This is a genomic window from Pantoea sp. OXWO6B1 (genome assembly GCF_001641135.1).
Lineage (GTDB): Bacteria > Pseudomonadota > Gammaproteobacteria > Enterobacterales > Enterobacteriaceae > Pantoea > Pantoea allii.
Map to the genome: position 1 here is coordinate 2,995,487 of NZ_LWLR01000001.1, position 21,170 is coordinate 3,016,656.

Below are 21,170 nucleotides of genomic sequence, written 5' to 3' on the forward strand. Positions count from 1 at the left end.
AGAACAACACAGAGTCTCATAGTGGCAGGTTGCCTTTGACAGAACAACCTACCCGCGTGGTTGTTGATACACCGCGATAATTTCACCCGCAATCGCGACGGCGATTTCGGCGGGCAGCTTCCCTTTGACATCGGGTAAGCCCATGGGACAGCGCAGTCGCGCCAGCCGGTCTTCGCCAATCCCTTTGCCTTCCAGCCGGTAGCGAAAGCGCTGACTTTTGCTTTGCGAACCGATGACGCCGGCATAGCGAAAATCACCCCGCCGCAGGATAGCCTCGCACAGGGCAAGATCCAGCGGATGATGGTGGGTCATAACGATATAATAGCTTCCGGGGGCCGCCCCGGCCACGCAGTCCAGGGGATCGTCGGGCTGCTGGACGTTGACGCCAGGCGGCACCGACGCAAACTGGTTATCCCGACTGTCAATCCAGTTAACGTGACAGGGTAACGTAGCCAGCAGGCTAACCAGCGCCTGACCGACATGACCGGCACCAAACACCAGGATTTCTGGCTGCGCCTGCATGAGCGGTTCAAACAGAATCGTGGTCATTCCGCCGCAGCACTGCCCCAGTCGCGCGCCCAGGCTGAACTCTTCGGTATGGGGACGCCGCTCTCCACCTTCTAACAGCGCCCGTGCCTGAGCGATGCACTGAAACTCCAGGTGACCGCCACCGATGGTGAGAAAGGTTTCACTGTCCGTCACCACCATCTTGGCACCACCGTCACGCGGTACCGAGCCTCGGTCTTTCAGCACGGTGATCAGTACGCAGTGTTGCCGCTTCTGGCGCAGGTCGTGCAGAATGGTAATCCAGTCATGATAAATCATCCGCGCCTCCGGTCATGCGCTGTACACCCCAGAATACCCGCTCCGGCGTGGCGGGCGCATCCAGCCCGGGATGCAGGCGATAACCGGCCACGCTGGCCACCGCATCCTGCAATGCACACCAGGCGGCAATCCCCAGCATGAAAGGCGGTTCGCCCACGGCTTTCGAATGAAAAACCGTGTCCTGCGGGTTCTTGCGGTTTTCCACCAGGGTGACGCGCATGTCGGCCGGTACATCACTGATGGCAGGAATTTTGTAGCTCGCGGGGCCGTCAGTCATCAACTGGCCGTGGTCATTCCAGACCAGTTCTTCACAGGTCAGCCAGCCCAGCCCCTGTACAAATCCGCCTTCAACCTGTCCGATGTCGATAGCCGGATTCAGCGACGCGCCCACATCGTGCAGAATATCCGCCCGTAGCAGCCGGTATTCACCCGTCAGCGTATCAATAATCACCTCACAGCAGGCCGCACCGTAGGCGAAGTAGTAAAAAGGTTCGCCGCGACCGGCCTGGCGATCGTAATGAATGCCGGGCACGCGATAGTAGCCGGTAGCCGAAAGCGGCACCTGGTTCAGCCAGGCAAGCTGGGCGACCTGAGCAAAGGTGTAATAGTGATCCGCCGCCCGAACGATGCCGTTGCTGAAATTCACCGCATCTGGCGCGCACGCGTGCAGCGTGCACAACATGTTCGTCATGCGCTCACGCAGGATTTCGGCGGCGTTCTGTGCCGCTTTGCCGTTAAGATCTGTGCCACTGGACGCCGCCGTCGGCGAGGTGTTGGGTACTTTACCCGTATCGGTGGCGGTGATTTGAATGCGATCGACCTCAATTTGCAGCACCTGGGCGACAATCTGCGCCACTTTGGTGTTGAGTCCCTGACCCATTTCCGTCCCGCCATGGTTGAGCTGCACCGTACCGTCGGTATAGATCAGAATCAGCGCCCCGGCCTGATTGAGGAAACTGGAGGTAAAGGAAATACCGAATTTAACCGGCGTCAGCGCCAGTCCGCGTTTCAGCACGGGATGCGTCGCGTTAAACGCTGCGATGGCTTCGCGCCGGGCATAATAGTCACTGCTGGTTTCCAGCTGCGCCGTAATCTCATCCAGCAGATTGTCTTTCACCTGCTGGTGGTAATGGGTGATATTGCGCTCATGTTTGCCGTAATAGTTACGTTTGCGCAGCGTGAGCGGGTCCAGCCCCCGTTCACGGGCGATGTGGTCCATGATTTGTTCGATGGCGACCATGCCCTGCGGACCGCCGAAGCCGCGAAAAGCCGTATTGGATGCGGTATTGGTGCGACAACGGTAGCCCGTGATCAACGCATCCCCAAGGTAATAGGCGTTATCCGCATGAAACATGGCCCGATCCACTATCGATCCGCTCAGATCGAGCGAGTAGCCGCAGTTCCCGGCAAGATCGATTTTTACACCGCACAGCCGTCCGTCGTCGTCCACACCCACATCGTAACGCACATAAAAAGGATGCCGTTTGCCGGTAATTCGCATGTCATCGCGCCGGGCCAGGCGCATTTTAACCGCGCGCCCGGTCAGGTTCGCTGCGATCGCGCACAGGCAGGCAACGCTCGCCGCCTGGGTTTCTTTGCCGCCAAATCCCCCGCCCATGCGCCGCATATCAATCGTCACTTTGTTCATGCTGATGCCCATAACCTCTGCCACCAGCTTTTGAATTTCCGTTGGATTTTGCGTGGAGCAAAAGACCTGCAGCGCATCGTCTTCACCGGGGATGACCATCGCCGTCTGGGTTTCCAGATAAAAGTGCTCTTGTCCGCCGATATGAAATGCGCCCTGAACGCGGTGCGGGGCACGCGCCAGCGCCGCCTCGACGTCACCGCGCTGGTGAATGTGGGGTTCCTGGACAAAGCTGCCCTGTTGCAGCGCCTGTTCCACGTCCAGTAATGCGGGCAGAACCTCATACTCGATGATGGCCGCCATCGCGCCCTGCCTGGCCGCGTCTGGGGTTTCGGCCAGGACGGCAAGAATGATCTGCCCAACGTATTCGACTTTTTCCTGCGCCAGCAGCGGATCGCCGGGCTGCAGTGGCCCGACGTCGTTTACCCCGGGCACCTCTTGCCAGGTCAGGACGCGCACCACGCCGGGAATGGCATAGCACGGCTGCACGTCAACATGCATGATGCGGGCATGTGCATGTTCACTCAGGCGAGGACAGAGATGCAGCAGGCCGGGCTGCTCCGCTTTATCATCGATATACATCGCTTCGCCAGACACATGTTTATCGGCGCTTTCATGTTTATTGCTGCGCCCCACGCCGCTGCTGATGTCACGCGCATGGGCAATGGGTAAGGCGGAATCGGGCAATGCCGGACGGTTATGAGACATAGCGGCTTACCTCGGTAATGGATAATCCATTCAGACGGTAGAAATAACGGCGCAGCAGGTTGCCCGCCACCTGCAGGCGGTAATCGGCACTGGCGCGGAAGTCGCTGAGCGGCTGGAAGGTTTCTGCCAGCGCCTGGCAGGCCTTTGCCATCGTTTCTGCGGTTAAGGGTAATCCGACGATGGCCTGCTCACAGCCCGCCGCGCGTACTGGCGTTGCCGCCATACCGCCAAAGGCGATGCGCGCCGCGGTGACAATGCCGTTCTCGGTGTGGATGTTAAAGGCGGCAAACACGGCCGAAATATCATCATCCAGGCGTTTTGACACCTTCCAGGCCACAAAACCAGGTGACACCGTCACTTTTGGAATGATGATGCTATGAATAAATTCCCCTGCCTCGAGCACGGTTTGGCGGTAATCGGTAAAAAAGTCGTCGAGTGACAAGGTACGTTGCGTGTTGCCTTTCTGCAGAAGCAAGGAAGCATTTAACGCCAGCAGCGTAGGTGAAGCATCGCCAATCGGGGACGCATTCGCAAGATTACCGCCCAGGGTGCCGAGCTGACGAATTTGCAGTGAGGCAAAACGCGTCAGCATCTCGGTCAAACCCGGTATGCGCGTCGCCATAAAATTGGCGATTTTTTCCAGCGAGGCCGCGGCTCCCAGCCGATAATACGCGTCATCCTCATGGCACACTTTCAGCGCATCAACCTGTCCTAGCGCAATCATCAACGGAATGCTCTGGTAACGCTGGGTGATCAGCAGGCTGAGATCGGTGCCCCCTGCCAGCAACGCGGCGTCGGGCTGCGCCGCGTAGAGCGTGGCGAGCTGTTCAACGGTTTTGGGGATATAGCAGTAGCGGCCTTTGTCCTGCACCACCTGGACTTCCTGGCTGTCCAGCGCGGTCAGGCGCTCAACTACCTTCTCTTCCTGCCGATCAAAGCGGTCAGGCTGCGGCTGCGTCACCACCTGCTCGGCGGCTGCCATGATGGAACGATAGCCGGTGCAGCGGCACAGGTTGCCGGCCAGCGCGTGCTCTGCCTGTTGACGATCCCAGCCATGATTGTTTTTCTGCAAACTGAACAACGACATCACAAAACCCGGTGTGCAGAAGCCACACTGTGAACTGTGGCAGTCCACCATGGCCTGCTGAGCGGGATGCAGGGTTTTGCCCTGACGTAAATCTTCAACCGTAATAAGCTGTTTGCCCTGTAATCCACTGACCAGCATCAGGCAGCTGTTAACGGTCTGATACTGTAATTTTCCGTCTACCACACTGCCCAGCGTCACGCTGCAGGCACCACAATCACCCGAAGCACAGCCTTCTTTGGTTCCACAACGGCGCTTGTGGGTTCGCAGATAAGACAGCACCGTCAGATTAGGATCGATCTGTTCTTCGGTAATCGGTAAATCGTTAAGCAGGAACTGAATCATGCGGCATTCTCCCTTGTGGCGGATTGCCAGACTGGCTGACCGTTAACCCAGGTCTGAACGATGTTTCTGTCATCGCCCAGGGTCATCAGCACAAACAGTTTCTCCCAGATATCCTTGCAGTTACTCATGCGCAGCTTTTGCAACGGGGAAACGGCCATATCCAGCACGACAAAATCGGCTTCTTTACCCGGTAAAAAATTACCAATGTGCTGGTCAAGATCCAGGGCATGAGCACCGCCCAGCGTGGCATGATAAAAGGCTTCTGCCGCACTCAGCCTGTATTGTTGCAGCTGGCCGACCTTGTAGGCTTCCCCCAGCGTTTGCAGCATATTAAAGGTGGTTCCCGCCCCCACATCGGTGCCCATGCCGACGTTGATGCCCTGCTGCCAGCTGCGTTTGATATTAAACAGGCCGCTTCCCAGAAACAGGTTTGAGGTCGGGCAAAAGGCAATGGCGGAATCGGTATCATGCAGGCACTGCCATTCATGATTTTCCAGATGCAGGCAGTGTGCAAACACGCTGCGACGACCGGTCAACTGGTATTGGTGGTAAACGTCGAGATAGCCATTGTGGTCGGGGAACAGCGCTCTCACCCAGGCCACCTCCTGCGGGTTTTCGCTGAGGTGCGTATGGAGCCAGACATCAGGATAGGCCGTACGAAGCGTCTGCACTTTTTCCAGCAAGGCGGGCGAAGACGTAGGCGCAAAACGCGGCGTCAGGGCATAGCCCAGGCGGCCCCGCTGGTGCCAGCGTTCAATCAGCGCACGGGTTTGCTGATAGCTTTCTTCCGGCGTTTCGACGAGGTAATCGGGGGCGTTGCGATCCATCATCACTTTTCCGGCAATGATGCGCATATTCAGCGCTTCAGCCGCGCTGAATAAAGCCTCTACCGACTGAGGATGAACCGTGCCAAAGATCAACGCACTGGTGGTGCCGTTGGCCAGCAACTGGTGAAGAAAAAACGCCGACATTTGCGCGGCATGTTCCGGGCAGCGGTACTGGCCTTCCACCGGGAACGTATACTGATTCAGCCATTCGAGAAGCTGTTCACCAAAGGCACCGATCATTTCCGTTTGGGGATAGTGGATATGGCAGTCGACAAAACCCGGCATGATCAACTTACCGCGCAAATCGATCACGGCGTCTGGACGCAGGCTGTCCCTCACCTCATGCCAGTCATGCAGCGCCACGACGCGGCCCTCACGTAAAATGAGCAGGCCATCGTCGATATAACGCGCCTGGGCTAAAATAGCCTCAGGATCTTTTGCCACGTCGACGAAATCGAAAAAGCTGGCGCGAATCGCTGTGTCCGAGCTTGTAAACATAGGGTTTCCTCTTACCGGACGCGTCATCTCGTCGTCCTGTTCCTTTAACACTCTCTATAGGTAATCACTTTGCAAGAGTCGTGCCAGCAGCAGTTTAATTAAAATCCTTTATTTTCATAAAGATAGATGGATTTATTTGTTGCGCAACATTTACGCTGACAAATTCTCCACGCAACCGATTGCTCACTCAAGGCAATCGGTTGCTAAGCCATCTGCCGCCTGAATGCTTCCCCGGCAGCGTCGGGCACTGCACGGTTTCAGTGCAGCCTGCGCTAAAACAGCGCAACGTCGCGGTCATCATTACCTCAGAATTCAACGGGCATACGCAAAACTGACATGCTAAGGTGATGCAAACACCACGAAACGGGATAAGGGAAAAGCGAGATGATTATATTTGTTACGGGGGCCACCGCAGGATTTGGCCAAAGCATTACCCGCCGGTTCATCGAAACCGGTCATAAGGTCATCGCCAGTGGACGTCGTGCAGAACGCCTGAAGGCGCTAAAAGCGGAATTGGGCGACAATCTGTATACCGTTCAGTTAGATGTGCGTAACCGGGCATCCATTGAAGAAGCCATCACGCAGTTGCCTGATGCGTGGCGTCATATTGATGTTCTGGTGAATAACGCTGGCCTGGCGCTGGGCATCGAACCGGCGCACCGGGCAGATGTGAATGACTGGGAAAATATGATCGACACCAATACCAAAGGGCTGGTCTATATGACGCGCGCCGTCTTGCCTGCCATGGTAGAGCGTAACGTCGGCCACATTATTAATATTGGTTCCATTGCCGGGAGTTGGCCTTATGCCGGGGGCAATGTCTATGGGGCAACCAAGGCATTTGTGCGCCAGTTCAGCCTCAACTTACGTACCGACTTGCACGGCACGGCACTGCGCGTGACCGATATTGAGCCGGGCCTGGTCGGCGGTACCGAGTTTTCCAACGTGCGCTTTAAAGGCGACGATGACAAGGCCGATCGGGTTTACGAAGGCGCGACAGCCCTGACGCCGGAAGATGTCACCGAAGCCGTTTACTGGGTGGCGACACTGCCGAAGCACGTCAACATTAACACTCTGGAAATGATGCCTGTCAGTCAGACCCTGGCGGGACTGAAAGTCCACAAACCCTGATCGCAGCGCCAGCCGCCCGGGCTGGCGTTTACGCTTTGCCCCAGCCCACCACGATAATTACCATGCCGCTCAGAGCAATGAGTGCGCCACTCCAGTCCCATACGCTCAGCCTGACCCCGTCGACTACGCGCAGCCACAGCAACGCCGTCAGCACATAAACGCCGCCGTAAGCCGCATAAACACGTCCGCTGGCGGCAGGATGTAAGGTGAGCAACCAGACAAACAGCGCCAGGCTTAATGCAGCAGGAAATAACAACCAGACAGAGGCGCCCTTCTTCAACCAGAGCCACGGCAGAAAACAGCCAATAATTTCCGCCAGTGCGGTTATAAAAAACAGGAAGGTGGTTTTGAGCAGCACGATAATCTCTCTGACAGGTAAACAACATGCACACAACTGGTGAGCAAGTAATCGTCAATGGTATACTATCCTCATTTGATGCAATAGTTTTACCCATAGGTAAAAGCAGAGTTAATCGAAGGATATTACGATGAAAAAATTGGTTCCGGTTCTGATGGTGGCCCTGCTTTCTGCGACCGCCCTGTCTGTGAGTGCAGCTACCGATCACCTGATTATTGAAAACGGCAGCAGCGCGCTGAATAACGAAGCGGCACGCCAGAGTAAAGAGCAGTGGAATGATACGCATATGCTGCGTAATAAAGTGAACAATCGGGTGGAAAAAGAGTTCGATAAGGCCGATCGCGCCTTCGACACACGGGATAAGTGCGAACAAAGTGCTAACCTGAATGCTTACTGGGAACCGAACACGCTGCGCTGTTTAGATCGCCGCACAGGCCGCCCGGTACTGCCGTAAATTTCAGCTATAGTAATGACTGACGCATGACAAAAGGAAAGGGTTATGAAGATCAAGACTGCATTACTGACAGCGACGTTTTTGGCATTCCCCTTGCTGGCTCAGGCATCCTGCGAATCTGTAAAAGCGGATATCAGCCAGAAAATCATTCAAAACGGTGTGCCCGAATCTGGCTTTAGCCTTGACGTGGTCGCCAACGATCAGGTTGATCAGGCGGGCGGTCAGGTGGTCGGCCATTGCGACAACGACAGCCAGAAAATCGTCTATAAAAAGCTGGGCCGCGATGAAGGTGCATCTGTGCCGGACAGCGCAGGCAGCTCGCAAGATACCTCAACACAATAACGTTCAGGGCGACGATAACTGTCGCCCTTTCTTTTGCCGCGCTATCTCTCTGACCGCCTGTCACGCAACGCGTTACTGCTGCTCCCGCCTTATTCAGCCTGCTGTGGCTGTTGGCGCGGCATTTTCCATGCTACCCACATCGTCAGTAACGCAATCACCAACGCCACGATAAATACCGAGTGCAGCGATGCGGCAATGGCCTGCAGCATATGTTGCAGAACATCGGGGGCCAGCCGATCGCGGGTTTCCTGTGACATGATTTGCTGAACCGGGTCCTGCGCCTGCGGCAGTCGCCACTGCAGATTCAGATTCAGCACGGCACCCATCACCGCCGTACCCAACGCCGAACCGATCATGCGGCTAAACATAACCGACGCGGTACAGATACCGCGCACGTCATAATCGGCATGATTCTGCACGGACACCAGAAACGTCGTGCTGGTCATTCCCATGCCGGTGCCGATGACAAACGCCGTAAATCCGGCCTGAAACAGCGAGCTTTCTCTGTGTAACAGCAGCAGCAAGGCGCTGCCGCTAATCAGCAACAGCGCGCCCAACAGCGCGGTAAAGCGGTAGGATGTCACCAGCATCAACCGGCCACTCAGGGTGCTTGCCAGCGGCCAGCCTATCGACATCATCGCCAGCGCGGTCCCCGCCTGAAGCGGCGATCCTCCCGTCACGCCCTGAATCCAGGTCGGCAGAAAAGCGCTGACGCCCATCATGGTCGCACCAATCACCAGATTGCCTAAGTTTCCTGCGATGATAAGCCGGCTCTTCCAGATGACTAACGGAAACAATGGCGACCGGGTGCGCTGCTCATGGCGGGTTAACTGCCAGCCCGCCACCAGGCCAATGAGTAAAAACAGCAACAGCCAGTATCCCAACTGCTCCGCCTGCAACAGCGCAATCAGTACGGCGCTGATGCATAACGTCAGCCAGCCGCTGCCGGTCAGATTCAGGGACTGAGACGGCTGTGCTTTCTGCGGGTGAGCGGGCAACAGCGCCGCCAGCATCAGCATACTGATCATGCCAATCGGTACGTTGACCCAGAAGATCACTGACCAGCTAAAGTGCTGAACCAGCCATGCGCCAGACAACGGGCCGATAATGGCGGCGACGCCCCACACGCTGGACAACCAGCCCTGCACGCTGGCCCGTTCACGCGGGGAATAGACGTCGGCCACGATGGTGGAACTCAGCGGCATGATGGCACCGGCACCCAGCCCCTGGAAGGCGCGGAAAATAATCAGCCAAAGCATACTTTGGGCAAAGCCGCAGAGCACGGACCCCATAAGAAAGAGGATGATGCCAAGGAACAGCATCTTTTTTCGTCCCCACAGGTCGGCCAGCCGTCCATAGAGCGGCACGCTTACCGCCTGCGTCAGGAGATAGACCGAGAAAACCCAGCCGAACTGCGAAAAGCCGCCCAGGTCAGCCACAATAGTGGGCATCGCGGTCGCCACAATGGTGACTTCAATAGCCGCCATAAACATCGCCAGCATACAGGCAAGAAGAATCCAGTGACGGCGCGATGGTGCGGAGGTGCTGTTGGTCATGATGCTCCCTTTTTGAGTCCTCTAAGGCTAGCGCAAATTTAGCGCGACAGGAATCACTTCAGCTTAATATGTGACACCGTCACCTAATAGATGCGTTTTTAGGTAGTTTCGCTCTTAAACCAGTTGCTATAAGGGCTCAGGCGCTTTTGGGCTATTCCTATCTTCCTGATTTTTCCGATAAAAACTGGCGCGCTTCGCTTGGCGCTGCTATAGGAATAAAGCTGTATTTTCTGCAGTTGCTGAAATTACGCAGAAAATGGCAGCGGTTTTCGATCTTTAGCGACAGTCATGGTTTTGGAAGCTGCAATCAATTTAGCCGCTTTTGTCATGCTGTTTTGGGTATGTATAACAACAGATCTGTTAACAGGGAGAATCCATATGCATAACGCTTCACTGGCCAAACGTGCCGGTCTTGCGCTGCTTGCTGTTGTAGCAGTGTTGGGCGCACTGGTCTGGGGGCTTGGCTGGGATACACTGGTCGCCCGCAGAGTCGATCTGATTTACCTTGGACAGCAGCACCTGTTTTTGGTGTTTTGGTCAATGCTGTTCGCGCTGCTGGTCGGTATTCCCAGCGGTATCCTGCTCAGCCGCCCTTTTGCACGTCGCTGGGCGGAATACGTGATGCAAATCTTTAACGTCGGTAATACGCTGCCGCCGCTGGCCGTACTGGCGCTGGCCATGGTGGTCATCGGCATCGGTGACAAGCCTGCCCTGATCGCGCTGTTTCTGGCCTCCTTACTGCCGATTGTCCGTAACACCTATTCCGGACTCAGCGCAGTGCCGCCTTCCCTGCTCGAGGCGGCAAACGGCATCGGTATGACCAAGTGGCAACGCCTGCGTCAGGTTGAAATCCCTAACGCCTTACCAGTGATTCTGGCCGGCGTGCGCATCGCCACGGCCATTAACGTAGGCACCGCCCCGCTGGCCTTCCTGATTGGCGCCAGCAGTTTTGGCGAGCTGATTTTCCCCGGCATTTATCTTAACGACTTCCCTGTGCTTATTCTGGGTGCGGTTGCAACCGCGCTGGTTGCACTGGTGCTGGATATGCTACTGGCGTCATTAGGGCGCTATCTCAGTCCGCACGCTGCGGCATAACAATAAGGGGTTTGTAATGCTAACGCGCTGGATTAAGAGTTGTACTCTGGCATTGATGACCACGCTGGCACTCAGCCAGACCGTACAAGCCGCCACACCGCTGGTGCTCGCGACTAAAAGCTTTACCGAGCAACACATTCTGTCTGCCATGACGGTGATGTGGCTGCAAAAGAAAGGCTTTGACGTTGTCCCGAAACGCAACATCGCGACCACCATCAGTCGTAATGCCATGATCAATAAGCAGATCGACATGACCTGGGAATACACGGGTACCTCGCTGATTATCTTCAACCATATCAACAAACCGATGTCCTCTGAGGAGGCTTACAACACCGTTAAAAATCTGGATGCCAAACTGGGCCTTATCTGGCTCAAACCGGCCCCGATGAACAACACCTATGCCTTTGCCATGCAGCGCGCCCGGGCTGAAAAAGAAGGCATTTCTACTCTGTCGCAACTGGTTGCAAAAATGGAACAGGTGCGAAAAACGGACCCGAAACACAACTGGCGTCTCGGTCTGGACCTGGAATTTTATGGCCGTTCCGATGGGATGAAGCCCCTGCAGAAGGCCTATAACCTGACGCTCGACAGGCCACAGATTCGCCAGATGGACCCGGGCCTGGTCTACAACGCTGTACGCGATGGTTTTGTTGATGCCGGGCTGATTTACACCACGGACGGGCGCGTGAAAGGGTTCGATCTTAAGGTGCTGGAAGACGATAAACACTTCTTCCCCAGCTACAACGTGACGCCGGTGGTGCGTAAAGACGTCCTGGAGAGCCATCCCGGTCTTGAGGCGGCGCTGAATCAGCTTTCCCCGCTGATTACCGACGAGGCCATCACCGAGATGAACAAGCGGGTGGACATCGACCACCAGTCACCTGAACAGGTGGCGCGCGATTTCCTTCAATCCAAAAACATGCTGTAAGGAGGCATCATGGATACCCTTCATTACATCATTGATAACTGGAATAACCTGCTCACGCTTACCTGGCAACATACCTGGCTGGTGCTGGTCGCGGTGGGATGGGCCATTGTGATTGGCGTGCCGCTTGGCATTTTGATTGTGCGGTTCAAATGGCTGGCAACGCCGGTGCTCGGGGTTGCCACGATTGTACTGACCATCCCAACCATTGCCCTGTTTGGCCTGATGATTCCGCTGTTCTCCCTTATTGGTAAGGGAATCGGTGCCTTGCCCGCTATCACAGCGGTGTTCCTCTACTCATTACTGCCCATCGTACGTAATACCCACACCGCGCTGGAGAATCTGCCAGATGGCCTGCGTGAAGCCGGTCGCGGCATTGGCATGACGTTCTGGCAGCGCCTGCGTTGGGTGGAGATTCCCATGGCGCTCCCGGTGATCTTCGGTGGTATCCGTACCGCTGTGGTCATGAACGTCGGCGTGATGGCTATCGCTGCCGTAATCGGCGCGGGCGGCCTGGGCATGCTGTTGCTGGATGGTATCAGCGGCAGTGATATTCGTATGCTGATCGCCGGGGCGCTGATGATTTGTCTGTTGGCTATTGTTCTTGACTGGCTGCTGCACCGTTTGCAGCTGGCGCTGACTCCTAAGGGAATTCGATAATGATAAAACTTGAAAATCTGACGAAAACCTTCAGCCAGAAAAATGGCACGCTGATGAAAGCGGTGGACAATGTGAGTCTGGAAGTTCCCGCCGGAGAAATGTGTGTGCTCCTGGGCCCTTCCGGCTGTGGTAAAACCACCACGCTGAAAATGATTAACCGGTTGATTCCCGCCACCAGCGGCCGGATTTTAATTAACGGCGAAGATACCAGTACGCAGGACACCACCACCCTGCGCCGCAATATCGGTTACGTGATCCAGCAAATCGGCCTGTTCCCCAATATGACGATTGAAGAGAACATTACCGTCGTGCCACGCATGCTGGGCTGGGATAAGAAGCAGTGCCGCGAGCGGGCAACGGAGTTGATGAGCATGGTGGCGCTTGATCCGCACAAGTTTCTGCACCGCTATCCGCGCGAAATGTCCGGGGGCCAGCAGCAACGTATCGGGGTGATCCGCGCGCTGGCGGCGGACCCACCGGTGCTGCTGATGGATGAGCCTTTCGGCGCGGTAGACCCGATAAACCGGGAAGTGATTCAGAACGAGTTTCTGGATATGCAGCGCCAGTTAAAGAAAACGGTGATGCTGGTCAGCCACGATATTGATGAAGCGTTAAAGCTAGGCGATCGTATCGCGGTCTTTGGTCAGGGCAAAATTGTCCAGTGCGCCAGCCCGGATGAGTTGCTGGCAACGCCAGCAAACGAGTTTGTTGGCTCGTTCGTCGGTCAGGACCGTACCCTGAAGCGTCTGCTGTTAGTTCAGGCCGGCGATGTCACCGACCAGCAGCCAACGATCACGGTGAAACGCTCAACGCCGTTAACGGAGGCCTTTGGCACCATGGACGACAACGACATGCGTTCCATTACCGTGGTGGACGACGACGGTAAGCCATTAGGTTTTGTGAAACGTCGCGAAGCACGAAACGCCAGCGGTCGCTGCGAAGAGATGCTGCATACCTTTAAAGTCACCGGCAAAGCCGAGGAAAACCTGCGTGTGGTGCTGTCAAAACTCTATGAGCACAACACTGTATGGATGCCAATTGTGGATGAGGATGGACGCTACAGCGGGGAAATTTCTCAGGATTATATTGCTGACTATCTCAGCTCAGGGCGGACACGTCGTCGTCTGAACCCGTAACGAATCAGGGCCGCAATCGCATTGCGGCCCTTTTATGATTGACCTTGCTTCTCATCCCATATCACTGTCTGTTGGTGCTCTCAGACACATCACGTCTGAAAAAATAAAGCGTTCTGATTAGCGGACTACCCTGATATTGCGGTTTATATCAGGCTATTTTTGCACGGGCAAAATGCAGGTTATCCGCATTAAGCCGCGAGATATCAAGATATGGCGACAGGTCGCGTTGCTCTGCGCGCGGTAAATAAGGTAACTCACCCAGAAGGGGCGCGGAAATCTGTTCACGCAGGACAGCAATGATATCGGCATAGTGCGCCAGTCCGGGATTAATACGGTTTGCGACCCAACCCACAAGCGGTAAACCGTCTGCCAGAATCGCCTCGGCCGTCAGCAGCGCATGGCTGATGCAGCCTAACTTAATACCGACGACTAAGATCACCGGCAGTTGCTGCTCGACCACCCAGGTCGAAAGCGGTTGCGTATCGTTCATCAGGCTGCGCCAGCCACCGGTGCCTTCGACCACCACGCGGTCGACAAGCTGATTGAGGTGCTGCAACCCTTGGGTGATTTGCGCATAGTCCACCTTTTCAGGCGGATAGCCGCAAATCTCCTCTTTCTCAAAAATCACCGGATTGACGGCATGATACGGCAGCGCAAGGGAAGAGGCGTTTTGCAAAAATAAACCGTCCTTGTTTCTCAGGCCCTCTTCTGTCCTGACCCCGCAGCGGGCAACAGGTTTGTAACCCGCTGCCCGCTCGTTCGCCTGACTAAAACTTTGTAGCAGCGCGCGTGAGACCACGGTTTTTCCCACTTCGGTATCGGTTCCAGTAATAAATAGCGTTTTCACTCGACTTCTCCTTCACAAGCGGTATGGGCTAATCGACGATTAGGCTTTCGTGCGAATTAACATTCTAAGGAAGGAAAAGGCCGGGCAGATTGCGTTAGCGCAAGGTTAGTGATGCTTAACCTTGCAGTAACTTAACTAACAGGTAACCACTGTAGAGTGAATCCTTGATCAAGGCGGCGGCGCCAAGTGTGCCAGGCTCAGTAAATTCAGTCGGTGCTAGCTGAATTTCAGCGCTGTAAGCAGGTAAAGACTGCTGATGAATCGTGTTCTGTACGGCGGGAAATAAAATATCTGCCGCCTGATTTAGCGGCGAACCTATAAGAATTTGTTGAGGATTAAAGATGTTGACCATCATGCCCAGGATTCTGCCAACGTGATGTCCCACCGTCGCGATCGCATCCCGGGCGAGCCGATCGCCGGCCTGCGCCGCCTCGCAGAGAGCGGAAAGCGTTAACGCCTGATGATGTAACAGGCTGTCAGGCTGGCCTGGCAGCCGTTGGGCGACCAGCGCCAGCAGGCTGCCGGTGCTGGCAACCGTCTCCAGGCAGCCGTGATTGCCGCAGTAGCACTGCTGACCGTAAGGATCGACCTGAGTATGGCCCACTTCGACCAGCGCCCGTCCGCTTTTGTGCAGCAGTTGACCGCCCGTGATGACACCCGCGCCGACGGTTTCATCGATCACAATCTGTATCACGTCCTGTGCGCCACGAGACGCACCAAACAACGACTCAGCCAGCGTCCAGGCTGAGATATCATGCTGGATAAATACCGGCAGACCGGTGCGTGCCGCCAGGGTGCTGCCCAGAGGCATATCATGACAACGGTAACCCGGTAAACGGTGCACGACGCCGGAGGCGGCATTAATCAAGCCCGGCAAGGTGATGGCAATCGCGGTGAGCCTTTCTAACTGCTTCTGGTGCCGAATAAAAAACGCATCGACATGGTCGGTCAGGGTCGTCAGCAACGGCTGTGTTGGGTCATCGGGCAAAGGCAGATGATCCTCAACCCGCGCCCTGCTGCTCAGATCACGTAAGGTGAGCGTCAATATGCCACGATGCAAACGGATAGCCAGATAGTGCCAGGCATCCGTATCAAGAATGAGGCCAATCGCCGGACGCCCACGGGCACCCGGCTCCTGAAACTCGGTTTCCTGAACCAGGTGGGCATCAAGCATTTCCCGCACGATTTTTGTGATGCTGGCAGGGGCCAGTTGGGCCCGTTTTGACAGTTCAATACGAGAAATGGGCCCATGCTGATCGATTAACCGGTAAACGCCCCCCGCATTAATTTGTTTGATTTGGTCAATATGGCCAGGTTGACTGTCCGAACTCACACCCTGCTCCGGTTATTTTCGCGCTTCTAAATAAATATCCGCTATGGTGCGGCAGATTGGCTTGTTACGGCAAAGATTTGCTTAGATATGTGATTTATCACACATAATTTTTCTGACATTGTGGGATAGCTGCCCTTTAGCGACGCAGCAAAGCCATCATATGCGTCATCTGCGCGCTCATCTCTCTTTCACCCGACCACACCAGCCACATCTCCGAGAGCGCATCCGGTTCCTTAAGCGGCAGCCATACCACATTCGCGAGGCGCGCGTGGCTGAATGACAAAGGCAGGATGGAAACGCCCAGCCCGGTCGCCACCAGTCCTAATATGGTCATCGCCTCGCCGACTTCCTGAGTGATATAGGGCCGGATCTGATAGCGCTGCAGGAGATCAAGAATTTCGCTATAAAGCGCCGTTCCCACCTGGGGATCAAAAAACACAAAAGGTTCGCTGGCCAGTGCCTGTAGCGAAATCTGCCCTGCTGCGGCCAGCGGATGCGCTTTATGCACCACGGCACACAGCGGCTCACGCAGCAAAAGCTGATGATGCAGATCCGCCGGAAGCGGCGTGTTACGCATCACCCCAAGGTCCAGCTTCCCTTCATGCAGCGGAGCCAATTGCTGGCGGGTATTAATTTCCTGCATCTGAACATGCACCTCAGGCCAGCGCTGACGAAACCGATAAAGCGCATCCGACATCACGCCGATAAAAGCAGCAGAAGAGGTAAAACCAATGCGCAGCTCCCCCTCTTCACCGCGATGCAAACGCGCAGCGCGTTGCGTTGCCTGATCAACCTGCAGCAGGATGGCCCGCGCGTCCTGTAAAAACTGCTGTCCGGCGGGCGTGAGCTGCACGCTGCGATTGGTGCGGTTAAAGAGCTGCGCGCCTGTTTCCGCCTCAAGCTGCATAATTTGCTGACTCAGCGGCGGTTGCGAGATGTGTAAGCGTTGGGCTGCGCGGCCAAAATGAAGTTCTTCCGCAACGGCGATGAAATAACGTAGATGACGCAGCTCTATATTCATATGTTAAACATCTTATTTGAGATTATTAATATATTAGACAACCTAATCTGCCTTTTCTAGAGTAACGCTATGTTTTTACTCATAAGGACCCATTGTGAATCGCTCCTCACCTGCGCTGCCGCTGGACAGAAACGTGCCGGAACAGTCTGACGTTCCTGCGTCTGACGGCATCGTGCGCGGCACACGCCCGTTTATGCGCGTTACGCTCGCCTTGTTCTCTGCCGGGCTGGCGACCTTTGCCTTGCTCTATTGCGTACAGCCTATTCTGCCGGTGCTCTCCACACAGTTTGGCGTTTCACCCGCCGCGAGCAGCATTTCTTTGTCCATTTCAACCGCGATGATGGCCCTGGGGTTGCTGGTTACTGGCCCGCTGTCGGACGCGATAGGACGTAAGTCCGTGATGGTGACGGCATTAATGCTGGCGTCAATCTGCACCCTGCTGTCGGCCACCATGACCAGCTGGCACGGCATTTTGCTGATGCGGGCGTTAATCGGCCTGTCGCTGAGCGGTGTGGCCGCCGTGGGGATGACCTACCTGAGTGAAGAGATTCATCCCAGTGTGATCGCCTTTTCAATGGGGCTGTATATCAGCGGAAACTCGATTGGCGGTATGAGCGGCCGTTTAATCAGTGGCGTGTTAACCGACTTTTTTTCATGGCGCGTGGCCATCGCGGCAATTGGCTGCTTTGCCCTGGCCGCCGCCCTGATGTTCTGGAAAATCTTACCGGAATCCCGTCATTTCCGTCCGGCCTCGCTGCGCCCACGCCATCTGGCGATCAATTTTCGGCTGCACTGGCGGGATGCGGGATTACCGCTGCTGTTCGCAGAGGGCTTGTTATTGATGGGGGCCTTTGTGACGCTGTTCAACTACATTGGCTATCGCCTGCTGGGCGCGCCCTGGCATTTAAGTCAGGCCGTGGTGGGATTGTTGTCGGTTGTCTATCTGACGGGTTCATGGAGTTCGCCGAAGGCCGGGGCATTAACCAACAAGTTTGGTCGCGGTCCGGTGATGTTGGGTTCTACCCTGATTATGCTGACAGGCTTACTCCTGACTGCCTTTAACGCCATTGTGCTGGTGTTTGTCGGTATGATGCTGTTTACCGCCGGTTTTTTCGCCGCCCACGCTGTTGCCAGCGGCTGGATTGGTCCTCGCGCCCGCCGGGCAAAAGGTCAGGCCTCTTCGCTGTATTTTTTTAGCTATTACGTGGGCTCAAGCGTGGCTGGCACGGCAGGCGGCTTTTTCTGGCATCAGTTTGGCTGGGGCGGTATTACGCTGTTCATCTCCGCTTTACTGCTGGTGGCACTGTGGGTTGCCTGGCAGTTGCACAGGCGCAAACTCTAGCAAATCTTAATAAATATTCCGGGTGGTTTGCTGCCCGGAATGCCTCCTGTACAAGAATTGTCCGTATTATCAGCGTGATTGCTGATTTCATGCGTTTCCCCGCTATACTCGTTTTGATCCCAAAGATTAATGTAATCTTTGAATTCACAGCAAAGGGGAGACCTAATGGCGCGTTACTATTACGTCAACAAACAATCAGGCTACAACAATAATCATGTTGTGCATGCAAATGGCTGTAAATACCTTCCGGACCTGGAAGGTCGGCTGTTTCTTGGCACGTTTTATTCGGCGACCGCCGCCATTCAGCAGGCGCGCAAATATTATCCCGGCTCTTTAGGCTGTGAGGAATGTTGCCCGGTGACCGCGGCTAGACCTCAGCCTGCCCAGGACAGTGTGGCGCTTAAGCACGGCGTCGATTTCTGATTACGCGCGCCCGTTTGACGTAACGATGGCGGTTCCTGGCCGCCATCCTCAACCACTCCGGTGTTGCCCTTTATATCGCCCCTCTCTGCTGCCTGACGCGGCCAATCATCCTTTCGTTATCCCAGCCAGAAGTGGTCAATTCGCTAAGCTTTTTCGCTTTTTTCCGTTATCTTAGAGCCCTTACTTTCTGACAGGGATTTACCATGCGTGATAAATTTGCCGCATCTCAAATTGCGCTTCACTGGCTTACCGTTTTGCTGCTTATCGTCGCCTATGCCACCATGGAACTGCGCGGCTATGTCGAACGTGGCTCCTGGCAGCGCTTTGCCATGATGGTGACGCACTTCAGCGCCGGGGCGACCATTCTGGTGGTGATGTTGTCGCGGTTGCTGCTGAAAATCCGTCATCGCAGTCCTGCAATTATTCCCCCGGTGCCGCGCTGGCAAACCGGCCTGGCCCACCTGACGCACACACTGATTTATGCGCTTTTCATTACCCTTCCGGTGCTGGGTCTGGCGTCGCGTTATCTGAAAGGACGTGAGTGGTGGTTATTTGGCATTCCGATGCCGATGGCCGGCGAACCTGACTTTGATCTGGCGGACACACTGACCGACTGGCACGAGACGCTCGCTCCCTTAGGCTACTGGCTGATTGGCTTGCATGTGGCAGCGGCGCTGTTTCATCACTATGCCCTGAAAGATAATACGTTGCGGCGCATGATGCCCGGACAACGTAATCGCCAGCCATAAACACCACCTGCAGGCGCCAGGCTAAAAAATTTCATCTTAATCGGCGCCTGGTGGTTCCACCCGGCGCTTAATTCCTCCACAATAACCGCTAAATTGTGACGCAGGTCACTCTCATGGGGTGAGCATTCTCATCCATTTTTGACGCACAGACTGATTTAACTTCTCATGCCATCAACAACTGTTTCCCGTAAAACGGCCTGGCTACGCGTGGTGCTGCTGGCCATCGCCGCTTTTGTTTTTAATACTACCGAGTTCGTACCGGTGGGATTGCTTTCAGATATTGCTGCAGGCTTTTCGATGAAAACATCGGAAGTGGGCATTATGCTGACGATCTATGCCTGGGTGGTGGCCTTGTTGTCACTGCCTTTGATGCTGTTGACGCGAAATTTTGAGCGCCGGTTACTGTTAACGGTGCTGTTTAGCGTTTTTATTGCCAGCCATGTGCTCTCGACGTTTGCATGGAGCTTTAGCTCCCTGATCGTGTCACGCATTGGCATTGCGCTATCCCACGCCGTGTTCTGGTCCATTACGGCTTCGCTGGCCATTCGCGTTGCGCCTGCAGGTAAAAAGACCCAGGCGCTGAGCATGCTGGCGACCGGGACTGCGCTGGCGATGGTGCTGGGCGTGCCTATCGGCCGCATTGTGGGCCAGGCATTGGGCTGGCGTACCACATTCGGCGTGATCGGACTGTCTGGATTGGTGCTGATGATTATGCTGGTCCGCATATTGCCCCGACTGCCCAGCGAGCACACGGGATCGCTCAGCAGCGTTCCCCTGCTGTTCCGCCGTCCGGCGCTGGTGGGAATGTATCTGCTGGTGACGTTGGTGGTGACCGCGCACTACACCGCTTACAGCTACATTGAGCCCTTTATGCAGCTCGTCGCCAACGCCAGCGAGGGGTTCACGACGTTACTGCTGCTGCTGTTTGGTTCGGCGGGCATTGTCGGCAGCCTGTTGTTCAGCTCGCTGGGTAAAAAATTCCCCTCTGCCCTGCTGATTGCCGCTATCGCCCTGGTGACCCTGTGCATGGGGCTGTTAATCTTCGCGGCTGTCCGCCCTGGGGCTATCATTACCCTGTGCGTGATTTGGGGAATGGCCATGATGATGATCGGCCTGGGGATGCAAATCCGCGTGCTGTCTCTGGCCCCTGATGCCACGGATGTGGCGATGTCATTAATGTCCGGTATTTATAATATCGGCATCGGCGCGGGTGCGCTGTTAGGCAGTCAGGTCAGCGCTTATATGAGTCTGTCTGATGTGGGTAATGTGGGGGCGATGATTGGTCTGGCCGCACTATTATGGTGTGTCTATATTTTCAAACGTTATCCGCAGTTACGTTCTAATGGCTGATAATAACAGGCTTCAGATTTTATCTGGAGCCTGATGTTATTTACTGCTCCCCGTAACGCTCATCTCAAATAAGATCACAGACCGTGCGACGTAAAACTCCGGTGCCCTTCCAGGCCCTGCTAAATAGCCGCTTATCAGGGTGAATCATTCTGACGTCCCGCGAAATAGCGCTGCGTTCCACCTCATCGAAAACGGTCAGGTTGCTGAACAGTCATGCACCGTCCAGCCTGACGTACCGGACATCGGTCTGGCTGAAGTAACGCGTCTGGCGGAAGTAAGTCCCCGGCCCTGTTTACCCGCCCATCGACGATAAAATGCCCCCTGAAAATACCTGCAATCCTTAAGCTTATATTCTTAGCCTTTTTTATGGTCGTTACGCCCAGCGGTGCAGGATCAACAGGTTTAAACGTGTTGTATTAAATGCTTAATTAAAATGCATCGCTCATTTATCAAGGAACGTATCGCGCATTGATTTAGGCCAATAGAATTTAACCCGCGGGTTATAAAGCCCGTCGG

At 55.3% G+C, this 21,170-nt stretch carries 20 protein-coding genes; 11 read left to right on the forward strand and 9 right to left on the reverse strand.

Features of this window, described 5'->3' with window-relative positions; genetic code table 11:
- Positions 1-48: 48 nt before the first annotated feature.
- From xdhC to guaD, 4 genes are read right to left on the reverse strand one after another with little or no spacing between them, the layout of a single operon-like run.
- Positions 49-825: a xanthine dehydrogenase accessory protein XdhC gene (gene xdhC / locus A6A26_RS16200; protein WP_063879683.1), complete on the reverse strand. Its 777-nt coding sequence runs from the start codon at positions 823-825 to the stop codon at positions 49-51.
- A complete protein-coding gene (xdhB, locus tag A6A26_RS16205) occupies positions 812-3,178 on the reverse strand; it encodes a xanthine dehydrogenase molybdopterin binding subunit (RefSeq protein ID WP_063879684.1) in 2,367 nt (788 codons plus the stop codon). The genes xdhC and xdhB overlap by 14 nt, the downstream gene beginning before the upstream one ends.
- On the reverse strand, positions 3,168-4,607 hold the full coding sequence (xdhA, locus tag A6A26_RS16210) for a xanthine dehydrogenase small subunit (protein WP_063879685.1): 1,440 nt from the start codon (positions 4,605-4,607) through the stop codon (positions 3,168-3,170). Before xdhA ends, xdhB begins: the two co-directional genes overlap by 11 nt.
- Positions 4,604-5,932, reverse strand: a complete 1,329-nt coding sequence (gene guaD / locus A6A26_RS16215) for a guanine deaminase (RefSeq protein ID WP_063879686.1) — start codon at positions 5,930-5,932, stop codon at positions 4,604-4,606. Before guaD ends, xdhA begins: the two co-directional genes overlap by 4 nt.
- Before the next feature lie 384 nt (positions 5,933-6,316).
- Here guaD and ydfG point away from each other — a divergent pair, with 384 nt between their 5' ends.
- A complete protein-coding gene (gene ydfG / locus A6A26_RS16220) occupies positions 6,317-7,063 on the forward strand; it encodes a bifunctional NADP-dependent 3-hydroxy acid dehydrogenase/3-hydroxypropionate dehydrogenase YdfG (RefSeq protein WP_063879687.1) in 747 nt (248 codons plus the stop codon).
- 28 nt (positions 7,064-7,091) lie between these two features.
- Here the strand turns inward: ydfG and A6A26_RS16225 are convergent, their stop codons facing one another.
- Positions 7,092-7,418, reverse strand: a complete 327-nt coding sequence (locus A6A26_RS16225) for a YnfA family protein (RefSeq protein WP_063881184.1) — start codon at positions 7,416-7,418, stop codon at positions 7,092-7,094.
- 133 nt (positions 7,419-7,551) lie between these two features.
- Here A6A26_RS16225 and A6A26_RS16230 point away from each other — a divergent pair, with 133 nt between their 5' ends.
- Complete coding sequence (locus A6A26_RS16230; RefSeq protein ID WP_063879688.1) at positions 7,552-7,875, forward strand: DUF1283 family protein; 324 nt, start codon at positions 7,552-7,554, stop codon at positions 7,873-7,875.
- Positions 7,876-7,920: 45 nt separating this feature from the next.
- Positions 7,921-8,217: a DUF1161 domain-containing protein gene (locus tag A6A26_RS16235; RefSeq protein WP_063879689.1), complete on the forward strand. Its 297-nt coding sequence runs from the start codon at positions 7,921-7,923 to the stop codon at positions 8,215-8,217.
- Between the two features lie 89 nt (positions 8,218-8,306).
- Here A6A26_RS16235 and A6A26_RS16240 read toward each other — a convergent pair whose 3' ends face one another.
- Positions 8,307-9,773 (reverse strand): MDR family MFS transporter, encoded by a 1,467-nt coding sequence (locus tag A6A26_RS16240; RefSeq protein ID WP_063879690.1) that lies wholly within the window; start codon positions 9,771-9,773, stop codon positions 8,307-8,309.
- A 378-nt stretch (positions 9,774-10,151) separates the two neighbouring features.
- Here A6A26_RS16240 and A6A26_RS16245 point away from each other — a divergent pair, with 378 nt between their 5' ends.
- From A6A26_RS16245 to osmV, 4 genes are read left to right on the forward strand one after another with little or no spacing between them, the layout of a single operon-like run.
- Entirely contained in the window at positions 10,152-10,868 is a 717-nt protein-coding gene (locus tag A6A26_RS16245) for an ABC transporter permease (protein ID WP_063879691.1), read from the forward strand.
- A 16-nt stretch (positions 10,869-10,884) separates the two neighbouring features.
- The gene (locus tag A6A26_RS16250; protein ID WP_063879692.1) at positions 10,885-11,796 is read left to right on the forward strand and encodes a glycine betaine ABC transporter substrate-binding protein; all 912 of its coding nucleotides are present in this window, start codon (positions 10,885-10,887) and stop codon (positions 11,794-11,796) included.
- A 9-nt stretch (positions 11,797-11,805) separates the two neighbouring features.
- Positions 11,806-12,453: an osmoprotectant ABC transporter permease OsmW gene (osmW, locus tag A6A26_RS16255; RefSeq protein ID WP_063879693.1), complete on the forward strand. Its 648-nt coding sequence runs from the start codon at positions 11,806-11,808 to the stop codon at positions 12,451-12,453.
- Positions 12,453-13,589, forward strand: coding sequence for an osmoprotectant ABC transporter ATP-binding protein OsmV (gene osmV / locus A6A26_RS16260; RefSeq protein ID WP_063879694.1), 1,137 nt, complete (start codon positions 12,453-12,455; stop codon positions 13,587-13,589). Before osmW ends, osmV begins: the two co-directional genes overlap by 1 nt.
- Positions 13,590-13,737: 148 nt before the next feature.
- Here the strand turns inward: osmV and bioD are convergent, their stop codons facing one another.
- The 3 genes from bioD to A6A26_RS16275 form a co-directional block, all read right to left on the reverse strand.
- Complete coding sequence (gene bioD / locus A6A26_RS16265; RefSeq protein ID WP_063879695.1) at positions 13,738-14,436, reverse strand: dethiobiotin synthase; 699 nt, start codon at positions 14,434-14,436, stop codon at positions 13,738-13,740.
- 115 nt (positions 14,437-14,551) lie between these two features.
- Complete coding sequence (locus A6A26_RS16270) at positions 14,552-15,769, reverse strand: sugar metabolism global transcriptional regulator Mlc (RefSeq protein WP_063879696.1); 1,218 nt, start codon at positions 15,767-15,769, stop codon at positions 14,552-14,554.
- A 136-nt stretch (positions 15,770-15,905) separates the two neighbouring features.
- The gene (locus A6A26_RS16275) at positions 15,906-16,790 is read right to left on the reverse strand and encodes a LysR family transcriptional regulator (protein ID WP_063879697.1); all 885 of its coding nucleotides are present in this window, start codon (positions 16,788-16,790) and stop codon (positions 15,906-15,908) included.
- A 94-nt stretch (positions 16,791-16,884) separates the two neighbouring features.
- On the opposite strand from A6A26_RS16275, the gene A6A26_RS16280 reads away from it, so the two are divergent.
- From A6A26_RS16280 to A6A26_RS16295, 4 genes are all read left to right on the forward strand, one after another.
- The gene (locus A6A26_RS16280; RefSeq protein WP_063879698.1) at positions 16,885-18,132 is read left to right on the forward strand and encodes an MFS transporter; all 1,248 of its coding nucleotides are present in this window, start codon (positions 16,885-16,887) and stop codon (positions 18,130-18,132) included.
- 165 nt (positions 18,133-18,297) lie between these two features.
- Positions 18,298-18,555, forward strand: coding sequence for a hypothetical protein (locus tag A6A26_RS16285; RefSeq protein ID WP_063879699.1), 258 nt, complete (start codon positions 18,298-18,300; stop codon positions 18,553-18,555).
- Positions 18,556-18,758: 203 nt separating this feature from the next.
- Complete coding sequence (gene cybB / locus A6A26_RS16290) at positions 18,759-19,304, forward strand: cytochrome b561 (protein WP_063879700.1); 546 nt, start codon at positions 18,759-18,761, stop codon at positions 19,302-19,304.
- A 165-nt stretch (positions 19,305-19,469) separates the two neighbouring features.
- Positions 19,470-20,654, forward strand: a complete 1,185-nt coding sequence (locus A6A26_RS16295) for a sugar transporter (RefSeq protein WP_063879701.1) — start codon at positions 19,470-19,472, stop codon at positions 20,652-20,654.
- The last annotated feature ends 516 nt before the right edge of the window (positions 20,655-21,170 follow it).

What these genes read in the sequence shown, in the direction of transcription:
- xdhC (WP_063879683.1), bottom strand. Translation starts at nt 825, where the DNA reads ATGATTTATCATGACTGGATTACCATTCTGCACGACCTGCGCCAGAAG.
- xdhB (WP_063879684.1), bottom strand. Translation starts at nt 3,178, where the DNA reads ATGTCTCATAACCGTCCGGCATTGCCCGATTCCGCCTTACCCATTGCC.
- xdhA (WP_063879685.1), bottom strand. Translation starts at nt 4,607, where the DNA reads ATGATTCAGTTCCTGCTTAACGATTTACCGATTACCGAAGAACAGATC.
- guaD (WP_063879686.1), bottom strand. Translation starts at nt 5,932, where the DNA reads ATGTTTACAAGCTCGGACACAGCGATTCGCGCCAGCTTTTTCGATTTC.
- ydfG (WP_063879687.1), top strand. Translation starts at nt 6,317, where the DNA reads ATGATTATATTTGTTACGGGGGCCACCGCAGGATTTGGCCAAAGCATT.
- A6A26_RS16230 (WP_063879688.1), top strand. Translation starts at nt 7,552, where the DNA reads ATGAAAAAATTGGTTCCGGTTCTGATGGTGGCCCTGCTTTCTGCGACC.
- A6A26_RS16235 (WP_063879689.1), top strand. Translation starts at nt 7,921, where the DNA reads ATGAAGATCAAGACTGCATTACTGACAGCGACGTTTTTGGCATTCCCC.
- A6A26_RS16240 (WP_063879690.1), bottom strand. Translation starts at nt 9,773, where the DNA reads ATGACCAACAGCACCTCCGCACCATCGCGCCGTCACTGGATTCTTCTT.
- A6A26_RS16245 (WP_063879691.1), top strand. Translation starts at nt 10,152, where the DNA reads ATGCATAACGCTTCACTGGCCAAACGTGCCGGTCTTGCGCTGCTTGCT.
- A6A26_RS16250 (WP_063879692.1), top strand. Translation starts at nt 10,885, where the DNA reads ATGCTAACGCGCTGGATTAAGAGTTGTACTCTGGCATTGATGACCACG.
- osmW (WP_063879693.1), top strand. Translation starts at nt 11,806, where the DNA reads ATGGATACCCTTCATTACATCATTGATAACTGGAATAACCTGCTCACG.
- osmV (WP_063879694.1), top strand. Translation starts at nt 12,453, where the DNA reads ATGATAAAACTTGAAAATCTGACGAAAACCTTCAGCCAGAAAAATGGC.
- A6A26_RS16275 (WP_063879697.1), bottom strand. Translation starts at nt 16,790, where the DNA reads ATGAATATAGAGCTGCGTCATCTACGTTATTTCATCGCCGTTGCGGAA.
- A6A26_RS16285 (WP_063879699.1), top strand. Translation starts at nt 18,298, where the DNA reads ATGGCGCGTTACTATTACGTCAACAAACAATCAGGCTACAACAATAAT.
- cybB (WP_063879700.1), top strand. Translation starts at nt 18,759, where the DNA reads ATGCGTGATAAATTTGCCGCATCTCAAATTGCGCTTCACTGGCTTACC.
- A6A26_RS16295 (WP_063879701.1), top strand. Translation starts at nt 19,470, where the DNA reads ATGCCATCAACAACTGTTTCCCGTAAAACGGCCTGGCTACGCGTGGTG.